This window comes from Halomonas sp. CnH100-B, from assembly GCF_024124605.1.
Taxonomy (GTDB): Bacteria; Pseudomonadota; Gammaproteobacteria; order Pseudomonadales; family Halomonadaceae; genus Vreelandella.
Genome location: NZ_JAMXRX010000001.1, coordinates 585,277 through 599,345, shown reverse-complemented (window position 1 = coordinate 599,345; position 14,069 = coordinate 585,277). Strand labels below are relative to the sequence as shown.

Here is a 14,069-nt window from a genome sequence, read left to right as displayed (position 1 = left end):
TGCTATTGGCGAAAGCCTGCGCCCTACGCCACAATGTGCGCTGATTGCTCACTCAACTACCAATTCGCCCCTATCGTAAAGGAGCCACCTTATGTTCGTGGTCATTTTTGGGCGCATGTCGTGCCCTTTTTGCGTTCGCGCCAAGCATCTCGCCGAACACTTGGAAAACAGTGGGAAGATCGAGGGTTACCGCTATGTCGACATGCCCTCCGAGGGCGTCACCAAAGAGGATATCGCTAAAACAGCGGGTAAACCGATCCACACCGTGCCACAAATCTTCGTCGACCAGCAGCACGTGGGCGGCTTTACCGAATTCGATCAATTTGTTCGCGACAAACAGTTGCTGGCCTCTTAGCGGGCGTTAAATTCGCCGTTAAAGCCCGTTGAACCTACGAACTCCTTGCTTGCCTATACTGACCACTCAGTTAACCGTTGACTCACGGACGTCTTTAGGCGGCGAGGAACCCCCATGCAACGCGAGGAGTTTGTACAACAGCTATGGCTGGACTATGTCCATACCCACCCCGACATCGGCGGCCTGCGGCTATGGCCACTCCACACCGCAGCGGAATATCTGACGCTGGTCACCCTAAATTACGGCCCGTTCGCAATGCATGCCTTGAGCCTGCCGCTATCACGCATGGGGTATCGTTCGGTCGGGCACTATGCCATGGCAGACAAAGGCTTGCTGATCCACTTGATGGCACCAAGTGACGACAGCAGCTGGCTGGTGCTCGCCGAGCTACAAATCGGTACGCTGTCAAAAGTGCCTCGCGAAGCGTTAACCTCGCTCGTGCATCAAAGCCACCCCGCCGACTGCAAAGGTCACAACCTGCTTTGCCGTGGCCGCCCTTGGCCGATGCCTTCTTGGGAGCTCTATCAGCAGTTACAAAACGCGCACCCACTGGCCGCCTGGCTTGCCGTCATGGGCCCTCGCTTGCATCATGCGGGTTTCGATTGTTACCGGATGCACGCGTCGATCGACACACTGAGCGAGCAGTTGGAAAACGCCGGTATGCCGCCGCTCAGCGGTCAGCAAAATGGCGTTTTCTCTGTGTCCAATTTACTCGAGCACCGTTTTTACCCGGCAACGCCACAGAAAATGGTCTTCCGCGATGGAGACGAACACCGCTTGTGCCTGGGTGGATTAGCCCTGACCCAAAAACAGGTCAACGATGCCCATGAGCGGGTGGCGGAGATCTTGCTGCCCTTTCACACTCGCTGCGAAATGGCGTGAGCCACCAGCTCACGCCCTCCGCCTAACGGTCGTGCTTATTCATCGAAAGTCATTTCGGGGACGTGGTCCGGCACGATGAGTTTGCCTGCGGTTTTCTCGACAATCTCTTCGACGCTCACCCCTGGCGCACGCTCTTTAAGGATGAACGCGCCATCCTTGATCTCCAGGTAAGCCATATCGGTCAAGACCCGATTGATACAACCCGCTCCTGTCAGCGGCAGGTTGCACTTCTCGAGCAGCTTGGATTCGCCATGTTTGGAAGCGTGGGTCATGGTGCAAATGATGTTGTCGGCCCCGGCGACGAGATCCATCGCGCCCCCCATGCCTTTGATCAATTTGCCAGGGATCATCCAAGAGGCAATGTTACCTTCTTGGTCGACTTCGAACGCACCCAGCACGGTCAAATCCACATGACCACCGCGAATCATGGCAAACGACTCAGCGGAGGAAAAAATCGCCGCGCCAGGGCGAGCGGTAACGGTCTGTTTACCGGCATTGATCATATCCGGGTCGACTTCCTCCTCGGTAGGAAACCGCCCCATACCCAGCAGCCCATTTTCGGACTGCAACATCACATCCATGCCATCAGGAATGTAGTTGGCAACCAGAGTGGGAATACCGATACCCAAGTTGACGTAGAAGCCGTCCTGCAGTTCACGCGCGACGCGTTGGGCCATTTGTTCACGAGTTAAAGCCATGGTGCCACCTCTTGTCTTAGTAAGGAGTTGATTGTGGACGTCGATACGCTCAGCTACGGACGGTGCGCTTCTCGATACGCTTTTCGAACGTGCCTTGAATGATGCGATCGACATAGATACCCGGCGTATGAATCTGGCTTGGCTCCAGCTCTCCGGGTTCCACAATCTCCTCTACTTCGACAACGGTAATTTTGCCTGCCGTCGCCGCCATGGGATTAAAGTTCTGCGCAGTATGACGATACATGACGTTGCCATAGCGGTCGGCCTTCCAACCTTTGACGATCGCGAAATCGCCTTTGATGGCCTCTTCCAAAATGTAGTGACGACCATCGAATACGCGCACTTCCTTGCCTTCACCAATGGGCGTGCCGTAACCAGTCGCGGTATAAAACGCGGGAATACCTGCACCGCCTGCGCGCATTTTCTCTGCGAGCGTTCCTTGAGGCGTCAATACCACTTCGATTTCGTTGTTCAGCATCTGCTGTTCAAACATCGCGTTTTCGCCCACGTAAGAGGCGATGATCTTGCTGATTTGGCGATCTTCCAGCAGTACACCCAAACCAAACCCATCTACACCACAGTTATTGGAAACCACAGTAAGGTCCTTGACTCCGCGACGCTTGATCTCCGCGATCAGGTTTTCAGGAATCCCACACAGACCAAAGCCACCGGCAATCACGGTCATACCGCTTTCGATGCCTTCCATTGCTTCCTCGTAAGAAGCCACACGCTTATCGAATCCTGCCATTGTTATGCCTCACGTTGTTGTTGAGAACGTATCGGTGTTGGACGCTCGTTAAAGTAGTGTAAGCAGCGTTTGCTGGCGTGTCGCGCTATCGCCAGTGTTGTCCTAGATGATATATTTGTTAAGTTTGTTTTTCTTATCAATTCATTTTAATAACTTATAAAGAGATACCATGACCGTCAAACAGCTTCGCGCTTTTTTGGCCGTGGCACAAACGCTGAGTTTTACCCAGGCCTGCGAGCGCCTGCATCTTTCACAACCCGCGCTGAGCCTTGCCATCAAAGGCTTGGAGGACTCCCTAGGCGGCAAGTTGCTCATCCGCAGCACACGGAGCGTACGATTGACCCCGGAGGGTGAGTCGCTTCTACCACTGGCCAAGCACTTGCTGGCGCAATGGGACAATACCGAAGAGCGCCTGCGCCAACGCTTTACGCTCCAGCTTGGGCGGCTCAGTGTAGCGGCCATGCCCTCCTTCGCCAGTAATTTGCTTCCTAGCGCGCTCGTCAAATTTCGTGAGCAGTACCCCAAGATCAATGTCACCGTCCATGATGTCATCAATGAAGACGTCATGGAGATGGTGCGCTCTCGCCAGGTGGAAATTGGTATCGCTTTCTCGCCGGAGGGGGTCGGCAGTTTGAACTTCACCCCTCTTTTTGAAGATCGATTCGTGGCCGTGGTACCTCGTCACTCGCCGTTGGCCGAGTGCGACACGCTCTCTTGGGAGCAGCTGCTAGCGTACGATTTCATGACGCTGCAACGACCCTCCATGGTCAGACGGCTTTTAGAACAAGCACTCGGCAAACGCCAGATGGCGCTTCCAGTCGCCTTCGAGAGCCACCAGCTCTCTACCGTCGGTCGCATGGTCGCCGAAGGATTAGGCGTCAGCGCGGTACCGTCGATGTGTATTCGACAAATGCAGGAGCTGGGCGCTCGCTGCGTGCCGCTGGTGGCGCCCAGCATCGCGTGTCGAGTGGGAATCCTCACTCAGGAAGAACTCTCCGTCGCCGCCCATGCGTTGCGCAGCGTTTTGCTGGATAACGTCAAAGCACCCTCGCTCTTTGCGCCCTTCTAACGTATTGATACGGTTATGCTGGGCAGCGTGACGCGGATCTATTAGCATTTGTCGTCAAGCGCGTGCGTAGCGACGCTAAACACGCTGTCAGATAGCTGTGAGGATCGTGGTATGCCAATCATTAAAGGGGGCGTTAGCATCGTGCTGCTAACGTTGAACACGCTGTTTTGGGGTGTTCCCCTGATTCTGTTGACGCTGCTGAAGGTCATCGTCCCTGGGCGGCGGCAAAAGGAGTGGCTCCTGAAAGGCCTCTGCGCCGTGGCGCTCAATTGGATCGGCGTTAACTTGTGGTGGATGCGGCGCTGGCTGAAACCTAACGTGTCGATCAAGGTACCGGACACCTTGAGCCCAGAGCAGTGGTGGTTAGTGATCTCCAACCACCGAAGCTGGACGGACATTTTCATTCTGTTCATGGCATTGCACCGTCGGATCCCCATGCCCCGCTTCTTCCTCAAGCATCAGCTCATTTGGATTCCTATCGTGGGGCTCGCCTTTTGGGCACTCGAGTTTCCTTTCATGCGTCGGTTTAGCCGAGAACAGATCGCGCGAAACCCCAAGCTCGCCACCGTCGACCGCGCCTCCACCGAACGGATGTGTCGTCAGGCGCGACATGCGCCCATTGCGATCTTCAATTTTGTTGAGGGCACCCGCTTCACCGTTGCCAAACGCGAAGCCCAACAGAGCCCTTTTCAGCACTTGCTGCGCCCTAAAGCCGGTGGCATTGCCCAAGTGCTGAGCCTGTTGGGGGATCAATTGGATGGTATTTTGGATGTCACCATCAGCTATACCCACCCTTCGCCCACTTTCATGGGCTTTTTATGCGGTAAAGAAGCCCCCATTACGCTTGAAGCTCGGCAGCTCGCCATTCCTGAGTGGATGCAGACTGCTAACTACCATGACGAACCGCAGCACAAGGAACGCTTCCACGCATGGATCAATTCACTCTGGCAGGAAAAAGATACCTTGCTAGACCGACTCAGCGACCACGACTAAGCCACTGGCTGACGATGTGCGTACTGGCAAGCATGTTGGCTGGCTGCGCCAGCTCCACACCCACGTCTAGCCAACGCGTGCCCGCGGCCAGCACGGCGAGTGCCATAGGCGGCAACTGGGTCGCCGTTAGGCGAGGCGATACGTTAGGTCAGCTAGCGGCACGAGCCAACGTGCCACTCGAAAGGCTCGAGCGCTTCAACCCTGGCGTCGACCCACGGCGTTTGGCCGTGGGCCAGCGTCTGCTGATTCCTACCCAACAAGAGCGCGCGCCCTCCGGTGGCCCTTACCGCTATCAAATTCGCCCTGGCGACACTTTTTCAGGCGTCGCTCGCCATTTTGGCACCACCTCCGGGCGCATCCAAAGTGCCAATCAGGGCACCTCGCCGACGGCGCTGCGAGTGGGTCAAATCATCAGCGTCCCGCTCAGCAGCACGGCTAGGCCCCCGTCTAGCAGCTCTAGTAGCCCTACACGGAACACTCGTTCTTCGAGCGCTTCCACGTCGACTTCTGCGCCAACCCCCAGCGCTAGTCTGCCGGCCTCTGCGCGCCGCTGGCCTTGGCCGCTAGAGGATTATCGCGTCGTGCGTCGCTTTGGCGCTGATAGCCGAGGCACTCTACAACCGATGCTACTCGCCACACAGGCAGGCGCACGTGCGAAAGCCGTGGCTCCAGGCGAAGTGCGTTTCGCAGACAGCATGCGCCAGTTGGGCGATGTCGTCATCGTGCATCACGCGGATAATTTGCAGACCGTCTACGCGCTTTGCGAGCAAATTCTGGTGCGTGTTGGCGACCAAGTGAGTACGGGTGACGAGCTCTGCGAGGTGGGGCAAAGTAACGCGACACAGCGTTATGACCTGCTGTTCGATTTGCGCCAGGGAGGCAAACCCATCGATCCACGCCAAGTATTGCGCTAACTCAGTATTGCGCTGCCAGGCGCGTCAGCGATACCTATTTATGACTTTCCTAGCGGCTACTTCTAAGCGAGCCGCTGGGAAAGTCTCGCTACTTGAGGGGCGTATTCGGATACGAAGAATCGTCACTATCGAGGACGGCCAGTTGCTGTCGGCCACGGCCCCCTTCGATGATACGTAGCCGTAGTGTGCCGCTATACAAGTCCTGTTTGACCAAACGGGTCCGTGCGCGCCAGCCACGGCTACGATATACCCCATCCAGTGTTTTAGCGGCGGCATGTATCTGTTCGAGCCCCAACGGCTGGTTTAACCAAGACGCCAGATGATGGGTCAGCTCTCCGGGTGAAATGAGACTCGCTCCTTCGATTTCGATGCGCTGAAAGACGGTTTGGAGGTCTCCGCCCTGAAGGAAGGCCTGAGGAGAGGCATCCAGCGACAAAACCGTCAACGAGACCTCCTCCTGTACAATGCGGTACAGGTCACCGCTATCTGTGGCACTTTGCGCTTGCGCCGAAAGTGTATACACGATGCCGCTCAGCACGAGCGCCGCCATCCACCCCAAACCGTACTGACTGACGTTTCTGAATAGTGGGGAAGGTCGACTTGGGTGTTCATCTGCAGCAAACACCGTATCGATATAAGAAGTGTCTTCGTGAGCCATGAGACCGTTAACCATTCGTTAGTGGAGATGAACGAGAAACTTCACGTGACGCTAGGGCAGGCAACTGATGGTGAATAGTCGGTAAGTGTCTAGCGCGTAAGCGAATTGTTGGTTCATCTCTCCACTGCTCGCAACCGCTTTTGTTACCATTGAGACACACTGCTTACAAATTGAGACGTTTTGCACAAAACGCTGGGATTCGCTGATAATCAATCCACGACATCGCCATCTGAGAGCGATAGGGGAATCTTAGTGACCATCTCTGAACGTATCGTGCGCACCACCTCCCAACAATTATTGCCGGGCATGACTTGTTTGGATGAGTGGCAACTTCGCATGCAAGCCACCCTCAACTTCGCGACCTGCTTCTCCAAAGAGCAGGTCGCGCGCTTAGCTTGGGACGTGACGACGCACCATTTTGCTGGTTTGATCGGGGTCGTCATGCACTTGTCGCCCCAGCGTATTCTTCGTCAGGCAGCGAGCTTGAGTCAGGGGGATATGGACTATCTGATGGTCGATCTAGTGCTGAACGGAGAGCTACTCTGCGTCACGCCGTTCGGCGAAGTCACCGCCTGCTCTGGCGACATTCTGTTACTCGACCTACTGCAAGAGAGCTCTGTGTGCATCGAGCGGCCCGCCTCGATTCTCTCCTGGATTTTGCCCCGGGCAGCCTGGCTCGAAGAACCTTCGGCCCTGCACGGCCAAGTCATCGATCATCGCCAGCCCGCTGCTCGATTACTCGGCGTGCATCTCAAGGAACTCATCGCGTGCAGTGACACGTTACATGCCAACGATGTGGTGTTCTACGGCGAGGAGAGTACGCATCTCTTAGTACGCGCCCTCTCCCAAACCCTTGGCAGCGGGACACAGCATGAAAAGGAACACCCGCTACTGGGCCGGCTGTGTCTCTATATCGAGCGTCATCTGCACGATCGCTCCCTCTCACCACTTGCCTTGTCACAACGCTTTGGGCTGGCGCGCGCCTCTCTATATCGGTTATTCGAGCCAATGGGTGGGGTGGCTGGCTACATTCGCAAGCGACGCCTCATCAGAGCACGTCGCTATCTATTGGAACCGCGCTATCGCCATTTACGGATCTCCCAGGTCGCCGATCAGTGTGGCCTGGAGGCCGCGAGCTTTAGTCGGCTTTTCGTGCAAGCGTTCGGCTTGCCCCCTCGCCAAGTGCGTGAACTATGCCTGTCAGCGAAGACGCTGCCTTTCGAAGAGGAAGCCGACATACAGAGAGCCCATTTAGGCTGGTTTCGGCAGCTGTAAGACCTGTGATGGTATGAACATAAAAAAAGCCCTTGCGTGGCAAGGGCTTCTTTCCAATATGACTTAACCTCGATAGTAGCCAGGCGTCACAAACGGGATGGGCGCGACACTCATGGGGAGTTGCTTGCCACGCACCAGTGCATAGACGGTCGTGCCCGGAGCTTCCCACTCCCGAGACACGTACCCCATGGCCACGGGCTTGCCGACGCTAGGCCCGAAACCACCGGACGTTACCACGCCGATCTCTGTCCCAGCTTCGTCGACCAGCAAGCTCCCTTCACGTACCGGCGCTCGCCCTTCCCCTAGCAAGCCAACCCGCTTGCGTGAGTGATCTTTAGCTTCCACTTGGTGCAAAATCACATCGGCGCCAGGGAAGCCCGCTGACCGCTCTCCGCCTCGCCGACGGGGTTTACCAATAGCCCAGATCAAACTGGCTTCGACGGGCGTGGTATGCGGGTCCATATCGTGACCATACAAACATAGGCCTGCCTCCAGGCGCAGTGAATCTCGAGCGCCCAAACCAATGGCCTCCACTTCTGGCTCAGCCAATAGTGCCTCTGCTAACGCCTGACTCTCCTCCGCCGCGACCGACACCTCGAAGCCATCTTCGCCGGTGTATCCACTGCGGCTGATCCACACCTCACAACCCGCCAGCGTGTAACGGCCATGTTGCATGAACGTCAATTCGCAGGCTTGCGGGCAGAGGCGCTGCATCACGTCACGCGCTTGGGGTCCTTGAAGCGCCAGCAACCCCCGGTCCAGTACGTCGATCTGATGGGTGCTACCCAAATTGGCGCGTAAATGGGCGATATCCTGCTCTTTACACGCCGCGTTCACTACCAAGTAGAAGTGATCCCCCGCGTTGACGGCCATCAGGTCGTCGAGAATACCGCCGTCAGTACTGGTAAAGAGACCATAGCGCTGCTGCCCTTTTTCCAATCCCACCAAATCTGCGGGAATCAGGCTTTCCAGCGCTTCGGCGACCTGCTCACCGGACACCAAAATCTGCCCCATGTGCGACACATCAAAGAGTCCGCAGCGTTGACGGGTGTGCTCGTGCTCTTTTTTCACACCTAACGGATACTGCACCGGCATTTCGTATCCAGCGAACGGCACCATCTTGGCACCGAGCTGAATGTGCAGCGCATGAAGTGGCGTTCGGTTCAGATCAGTCATGGCATGTCCTCTATCAAGAAAGAGAAACGGGAAGCCTGACAAGGCTTCCCGGCTCTAATACATCGTGCATCGCCTGCTAATGAGCAGGCCTTATTTATCATGATCCAGGGCTTCGCCCGGCAGCACGTCCTTACCTGCAAAATAATCCCGAGTCAGCTTAAAGACAACGGGGGACAGCAGTGCCAAGGCAATGAGGTTGGGAATCGCCATCATGGCATTGAAGGTGTCCGCCATCAGCCAGATAAAGCCCAGCTGTGCAATGGCACCTAGCGGAATGGCCAGCACGAACAACACGCGGTAAAGCATGATGGAGCGAGTGCCAAACAGGAACTGGCAACACTTCTCACCGTAGAACGACCAGCCAAGAATCGTGGTGAACGCAAAGATCGCCAGCGCAATGGCCACGATTTGATTACCAAAACCAGGCAGTGCCGCATCAAAGGAGAGCGCAGTGAGCGAAGCGCCCGCTTCACCTTCCATCCAGACCGTCGAGGTCAGAATGACCAGCGCGGTGATGGTGCAGACGATGATAGTGTCGATGAATGTCCCCAGCATGGCAATCAAGCCCTGGCGGACCGGATTCTTCGTCTGAGCCGCTGCGTGAGCAATAGGCGCACTCCCCAGACCGGCCTCGTTGGAGAAGATACCGCGCGCTACACCGAAGCGAATGGCGGCCATCACAGCGGCACCTGCAAAACCACCGGCTGCGGCCATGGGATTGAAGGCGTAGTAGAAGATCAGTCCAAAGGCATCACCAATTTGGCCCGCATTGACGATCAGCACCAGCAGGCCGGCAATGACGTACGCGATGCCCATTACCGGCACTAGTTTACCAGCCACCTTGGCAATACGTTTGATGCCGCCCAGAATTACCGCCCCAGCGAGCACCATGATGATGACACCGGTCAACCAGTGCGGAACACCGAAGGTGGCATCCATGGCGTCCGCCACGGAGTTGGACTGTACGGTATTACCAATCCCGAAGGCCGCCACTGCGCCAAAGAACGAGAACAGCCCGCCTAGCCACAGCCACTTACGGCCCAAGCCATTCTTGATGTAGAACATCGGCCCGCCCACGTGATAGCCGGTACTGTCGGTTTCCCGATAGCGTACCGCCAGCACGGCTTCAGCGAACTTGGTCGCCATACCCACCAGCGCGGTGATCCACATCCAGAACACGGCTCCAGGACCACCAAGCGCGATGGCGGTCGCCACACCGGCGATATTACCGGTACCAATCGTCGCAGACAGCGCCGTCATCAGCGCGTTAAAGGGAGAGATTTCCCCCTCATCGCTTGGCTGAGCCGGGGTTTTATCGGACGGCTTGGCATCTCGGCCTTGCCACATTAGCTTGAAACCCATGCCGAGTTTGCGGATCGGCATCAGTTTCAAGCCAATTTGCAGGTAAATACCGACCCCCAATAGCAGGATCAGCATTAACGGGCCCCAAACGATCCCGTTAATGGCCCCTAATAGGCTGGTTAATGTTTCCACGCGACTCTCCTTACCCAATTGATTCATGCATTTGTTATGAAGGTTAGGTTGTTCATCCACTCACCGGCAGATGAAATCACCAAGCGTCTCTACCATAGCGCTTAATTCACGCTGGAAAAACGCATGATGGGTATGTTTTACACCATTTTATAAGAGCGCTTCCACGCCAATGTCGCTTGATGGCAGAGAAAGCTCCCCTTTATGAAACTCACCAGACGCCTGAAACCCAGGAAAAAGAAGCGCCCTTCTTCGCCTTTGGGCGACAATGAAGAAACTTGTTTCCAATAAGAAACACGGTACCATAGGCGCATTCACGCGCGCTGTCGCGCGGGCCGCAGTCGCCAAGGCGAACGACAAACGCTAGTATGCCGTTGTTCTGTCCACTGACTTGAAAAGGAATCACCATGAGCAATCTTCCTGCCAATCTTCGTTACGCCGCCAGCCACGAGTGGGTGCTGGACAACCAAGACGGCACCGTGACCGTTGGAATCACCGACCACGCGCAAGAAGCGCTGGGGGACGTGGTGTTCGTCGAGCTGCCCGAAGTGGGTCAAGCTTTGACGAAAGGTAAAGAGTTCGGTGTCATCGAGTCCGTGAAAGCCGCTTCTGACCTTTATGCCCCCGTCGACGGTGAAGTGGTGGAAGTCAACGAAGCTCTCGAAGACGCTCCTGAAACGGTCAACGAAGCCCCTTATGAAGGCGGCTGGATCATGAAGGTTCGCGTTAACGACCAAGCCTTCGAAGGTTTATTAGACGCCGATGCGTATCAAGCGACGCTGAGCGCCGACGACTAAACGACGTCGTTGAAGCGCCTGCCCTGTTGGCAGGCGCTTCTTGATCGCCTCTGCACGGTTTTTTCATCACGTCCGGAATCTCCCCATGCCTTTTGAATCACGCCGTTTGGCCGAACTGGCCGACCACGATGCTTTTATCAAACGTCATAACGGGCCTAGCCCCGACGATGTCGCCACCATGTTAAAAGCGCTCAACATGCAGCGCATGGAAGACCTGATTGAGCAAACCGTGCCAAGCGACATTCGCCTTGGCCGTGAACTTGACCTCGACGACCCACGCAGTGAAGCGGAAGCGTTGGAGTACCTGAGCCAACTCGCCCGTCAAAATCGTGTCACTAAAAGCTATATTGGTCAGGGTTATTACAATACCCATATGCCTGCGGTGATTCAGCGCAACGTGCTAGAAAATCCCGGCTGGTATACCGCTTATACACCTTATCAACCCGAAATCTCTCAGGGTCGTTTGGAAGGCCTTTTGAATTTTCAACAGGTCATCATGGACCTGACCGGCATGGAGCTTGCTAATGCTTCTCTGCTGGATGAAGCCACCGCCGCCGCAGAAGCCATGGCGCTATGTAAGCGTGGCAATAAAAAGAGCAAGTCAAACGCTTTCTTCGTAGCAGACGACCTTTTTCCGCAAACGCTGGACGTCGTCAAGACCCGCGCCGAGTTCTTTGGTTTCGAGCTGATTACCGGCCCCGCCGAGCGTCTTGCCGAGCACGATGTGTTTGGTGCCTTAGTGCAGTACCCGTCTGCCAGCGGCCGCATTACCGACCTCTCGCCGATGCTCAAGGCGGCCCAAGAGCGCGGCATCATGACGTGTGTAGCGACCGATCTGCTCAGCCTGGTATTGCTGAAAGAGCCTGGCGCGATGGGAGCCGATATCGTCGTAGGTAACTCCCAGCGTTTTGGCGTGCCCATGGGCTTTGGTGGGCCCCATGCCGCTTTCTTTGCCACCTCCGACAAACTCAAGCGGTCGATTCCCGGGCGAATCATCGGCGTCTCCAAAGACAGCCGAGGCAAAACGGCACTGCGCATGGCTATGCAGACCCGCGAGCAGCACATTCGCCGTGAGAAAGCGACCTCGAACATTTGTACCGCGCAAGCGCTGCTGGCCAATATCGCCGGCTTCTACGCCACGTATCATGGCGCTGAAGGGCTACGCAAGATCGCGGGTCGCGTTCACCGCCTGACCACCGTGCTGGCTACCGGCCTGCAGCAGGCCGGCGTTCAACTCGCCAACGAGACTTGGTTCGATACGCTACGCCTCACCCAGGTAGACGCCGGCAAAATTCATGGCCGCGCCATGACCCACGACATCAACCTGCACTACTTCGCCAATGGTGATGTGGGTATTAGCCTGGATGAAACGACCACTGCCCACGATGTCGCCGCGCTATTCGATGTGCTGCTGGGCGATGAGCATGGCTTGGCAGTGGCCGTGCTGGACGAGCAGGTCATTGCCGGCCGACTAAGCGGCATTCCAGCGGCTTACCAGCGGAACAGTGACTTCCTCACTCATCCCACGTTCAAGCGCTACCGCAGTGAAACGGAGATGCTGCGCTACTTGAAGCGCCTGGAAAACAAAGATCTGTCGCTGGCCCATGCCATGATCCCGCTGGGTTCGTGCACCATGAAGCTCAACGCGACTAGCGAGATGATTCCTGTCTCCTGGCCTGCGTTTGCCAACCTGCACCCGTTTGCGCCTCGCGACCAAGTAGCGGGCTACCATCAGATGATTGATGAGCTGGCAGCTTTCCTGGTCGAAGTGACCGGTTATGACCATATCTCTATGCAGCCCAACTCGGGTGCCCAAGGGGAATACGCGGGTCTGCTGGCGATTCGCCGCTATCAGGCTGCACAAGGTGAAGCTCATCGCGACGTGTGCTTGATTCCTAGCTCCGCTCACGGCACGAACCCAGCCTCCGCCGCCATGCTGAGCATGGACGTGGTCGTCGTCGAGTGTGACGCGAACGGTAACATCGACTTGGACGACTTGACCCGCAAAGCCGAGCAGCACAGCGAGCGGCTGTCAGCGGTAATGATTACCTACCCGTCGACCCATGGCGTATTCGAGTCGCACGTTCGGAAAGTGTGTGAAGTGGTTCACCAACACGGTGGTCAAGTGTACGTCGATGGCGCGAACATGAATGCTCAAGTCGGCCTCACTCGCCCTGGCGACTTCGGCGGCGACGTGTCTCACCTAAACCTGCATAAAACGTTCTGCATTCCCCACGGCGGCGGCGGCCCCGGCATGGGCCCGATCGGCGTAAAGGCCCACTTGGCGCCGTTCGTTTCCAATCATGTGGTGACCCCCATCAACGGCGTCAACCCGGAGAGCGGTGCCGTGTCGGCAGCAGCCTTTGGCAGCGCCTCCATCCTGCCGATCTCGTGGGCGTACATCAAAATGATGGGAGCCCGTGGCCTGCGCGAAGCCACCGAGCTGGCCATTCTGAACGCCAACTATATTGCTAAGCGTTTAGAAGCGTCCTATCCGATTCTCTATCGCGGTCAGAACGGTACGGTTGCCCATGAGTGCATCATCGATATCCGCCCGCTAAAGAGCGCATCTGGCATCAGCGAAGAGGATATCGCTAAACGCTTGATGGATTACGCCTTCCACGCGCCGACCATGTCGTTCCCGGTGCCGGGTACGCTGATGATCGAGCCGACGGAGTCTGAATCGCTCTACGAAATCGATCGTTTCTGCGATGCCATGATTGCCATTCGGGAAGAGATTGCGCGGGTAGAGAGCGGTGAATGGCCGCTGAATAATAACCCGCTGGTCAATGCGCCCCACACCCAAGCCGATCTGATGGATAGCGCCTGGGAGCGTCCTTATGATCGTCAGCTAGGCGCTTTCCCCACTGAGGCGGTGATGGCCTCTAAATACTGGCCTTCGGTCAACCGGGTCGATAACGTTTTTGGTGATCGCCAGTTGATCTGCTCCTGCCCCAGTATCGATGAGTATCGCCATTAATCGATGACGTTAGCGCTGTAAATAACGCCTCTG

General features: G+C 56.5%; 14 protein-coding genes. 8 read left to right on the top strand and 6 right to left on the bottom strand.

The window, feature by feature from the left end; translation table 11 throughout:
- The first annotated feature begins 91 nt into the window (after positions 1-91).
- Positions 92-355 carry a GrxA family glutaredoxin gene (locus tag NH398_RS02655; RefSeq protein WP_159342245.1) on the top strand — a complete coding sequence of 88 codons (264 nt, stop codon included), beginning with the start codon at positions 92-94 and terminating at the stop codon, positions 353-355.
- 114 nt (positions 356-469) lie between these two features.
- The gene (locus NH398_RS02650) at positions 470-1,237 is read left to right on the top strand and encodes a DUF1338 family protein (RefSeq protein ID WP_159342246.1); all 768 of its coding nucleotides are present in this window, start codon (positions 470-472) and stop codon (positions 1,235-1,237) included.
- Between the two features lie 35 nt (positions 1,238-1,272).
- Here NH398_RS02650 and NH398_RS02645 read toward each other — a convergent pair whose 3' ends face one another.
- A complete protein-coding gene (locus NH398_RS02645; RefSeq protein ID WP_253016320.1) occupies positions 1,273-1,935 on the bottom strand; it encodes a CoA transferase subunit B in 663 nt (220 codons plus the stop codon).
- A gap of 49 nt (positions 1,936-1,984) precedes the next feature.
- Positions 1,985-2,683, bottom strand: coding sequence for a CoA transferase subunit A (locus NH398_RS02640; RefSeq protein ID WP_159342248.1), 699 nt, complete (start codon positions 2,681-2,683; stop codon positions 1,985-1,987).
- A 169-nt stretch (positions 2,684-2,852) separates the two neighbouring features.
- Between NH398_RS02640 and NH398_RS02635 the strand changes: the two genes are divergently transcribed.
- Complete coding sequence (locus NH398_RS02635; RefSeq protein ID WP_253016319.1) at positions 2,853-3,752, top strand: LysR family transcriptional regulator; 900 nt, start codon at positions 2,853-2,855, stop codon at positions 3,750-3,752.
- A gap of 111 nt (positions 3,753-3,863) precedes the next feature.
- On the top strand, positions 3,864-4,745 hold the full coding sequence (locus NH398_RS02630; RefSeq protein WP_159342249.1) for an acyltransferase: 882 nt from the start codon (positions 3,864-3,866) through the stop codon (positions 4,743-4,745).
- Here the strand turns inward: NH398_RS02630 and NH398_RS16790 are convergent.
- Entirely contained in the window at positions 4,729-4,851 is a 123-nt protein-coding gene (locus NH398_RS16790) for a hypothetical protein (protein ID WP_305947541.1), read from the bottom strand. The two genes, NH398_RS02630 and NH398_RS16790, sit on opposite strands and share 17 nt — an antisense overlap.
- On the opposite strand from NH398_RS16790, the gene NH398_RS02625 reads away from it, so the two are divergent.
- On the top strand, positions 4,823-5,659 hold the full coding sequence (locus NH398_RS02625) for a LysM peptidoglycan-binding domain-containing protein (RefSeq protein ID WP_253016557.1): 837 nt from the start codon (positions 4,823-4,825) through the stop codon (positions 5,657-5,659). The two genes, NH398_RS16790 and NH398_RS02625, sit on opposite strands and share 29 nt — an antisense overlap.
- Before the next feature lie 88 nt (positions 5,660-5,747).
- On the opposite strand, the gene NH398_RS02620 is transcribed toward NH398_RS02625, so the two are convergent.
- A complete protein-coding gene (locus NH398_RS02620; RefSeq protein WP_253016318.1) occupies positions 5,748-6,317 on the bottom strand; it encodes a POTRA domain-containing protein in 570 nt (189 codons plus the stop codon).
- A gap of 252 nt (positions 6,318-6,569) precedes the next feature.
- Here NH398_RS02620 and NH398_RS02615 point away from each other — a divergent pair, with 252 nt between their 5' ends.
- Positions 6,570-7,592, top strand: coding sequence for an AraC family transcriptional regulator (locus NH398_RS02615; RefSeq protein WP_253016317.1), 1,023 nt, complete (start codon positions 6,570-6,572; stop codon positions 7,590-7,592).
- 63 nt (positions 7,593-7,655) lie between these two features.
- Here the strand turns inward: NH398_RS02615 and gcvT are convergent, their stop codons facing one another.
- Both gcvT and NH398_RS02605 read right to left on the bottom strand, forming a co-directional pair.
- Entirely contained in the window at positions 7,656-8,768 is a 1,113-nt protein-coding gene (gcvT, locus tag NH398_RS02610) for a glycine cleavage system aminomethyltransferase GcvT (RefSeq protein ID WP_253016316.1), read from the bottom strand.
- Positions 8,769-8,858: 90 nt separating this feature from the next.
- A complete protein-coding gene (locus tag NH398_RS02605; RefSeq protein WP_159342254.1) occupies positions 8,859-10,262 on the bottom strand; it encodes a sodium:alanine symporter family protein in 1,404 nt (467 codons plus the stop codon).
- A gap of 404 nt (positions 10,263-10,666) precedes the next feature.
- On the opposite strand from NH398_RS02605, the gene gcvH reads away from it, so the two are divergent.
- Positions 10,667-11,056 (top strand): glycine cleavage system protein GcvH, encoded by a 390-nt coding sequence (gene gcvH / locus NH398_RS02600; protein ID WP_159342256.1) that lies wholly within the window; start codon positions 10,667-10,669, stop codon positions 11,054-11,056.
- 85 nt (positions 11,057-11,141) lie between these two features.
- Positions 11,142-14,036, top strand: coding sequence for an aminomethyl-transferring glycine dehydrogenase (gcvP, locus tag NH398_RS02595; RefSeq protein ID WP_253016315.1), 2,895 nt, complete (start codon positions 11,142-11,144; stop codon positions 14,034-14,036).
- Positions 14,037-14,069 lie beyond the last annotated feature (33 nt).

Bases quoted from the DNA above. Each gene is read 5' to 3' on its own strand.
- NH398_RS16790 (WP_305947541.1), bottom strand. From the start codon at position 4,851: ATGGCACTCGCCGTGCTGGCCGCGGGCACGCGTTGGCTAGACGTGGGT.
- NH398_RS02635 (WP_253016319.1), top strand. From the start codon at position 2,853: ATGACCGTCAAACAGCTTCGCGCTTTTTTGGCCGTGGCACAAACGCTG.
- gcvP (WP_253016315.1), top strand. From the start codon at position 11,142: ATGCCTTTTGAATCACGCCGTTTGGCCGAACTGGCCGACCACGATGCT.
- NH398_RS02645 (WP_253016320.1), bottom strand. From the start codon at position 1,935: ATGGCTTTAACTCGTGAACAAATGGCCCAACGCGTCGCGCGTGAACTG.
- NH398_RS02620 (WP_253016318.1), bottom strand. From the start codon at position 6,317: ATGGCTCACGAAGACACTTCTTATATCGATACGGTGTTTGCTGCAGAT.
- NH398_RS02650 (WP_159342246.1), top strand. From the start codon at position 470: ATGCAACGCGAGGAGTTTGTACAACAGCTATGGCTGGACTATGTCCAT.
- NH398_RS02655 (WP_159342245.1), top strand. From the start codon at position 92: ATGTTCGTGGTCATTTTTGGGCGCATGTCGTGCCCTTTTTGCGTTCGC.
- gcvH (WP_159342256.1), top strand. From the start codon at position 10,667: ATGAGCAATCTTCCTGCCAATCTTCGTTACGCCGCCAGCCACGAGTGG.
- gcvT (WP_253016316.1), bottom strand. From the start codon at position 8,768: ATGACTGATCTGAACCGAACGCCACTTCATGCGCTGCACATTCAGCTC.
- NH398_RS02640 (WP_159342248.1), bottom strand. From the start codon at position 2,683: ATGGCAGGATTCGATAAGCGTGTGGCTTCTTACGAGGAAGCAATGGAA.
- NH398_RS02630 (WP_159342249.1), top strand. From the start codon at position 3,864: ATGCCAATCATTAAAGGGGGCGTTAGCATCGTGCTGCTAACGTTGAAC.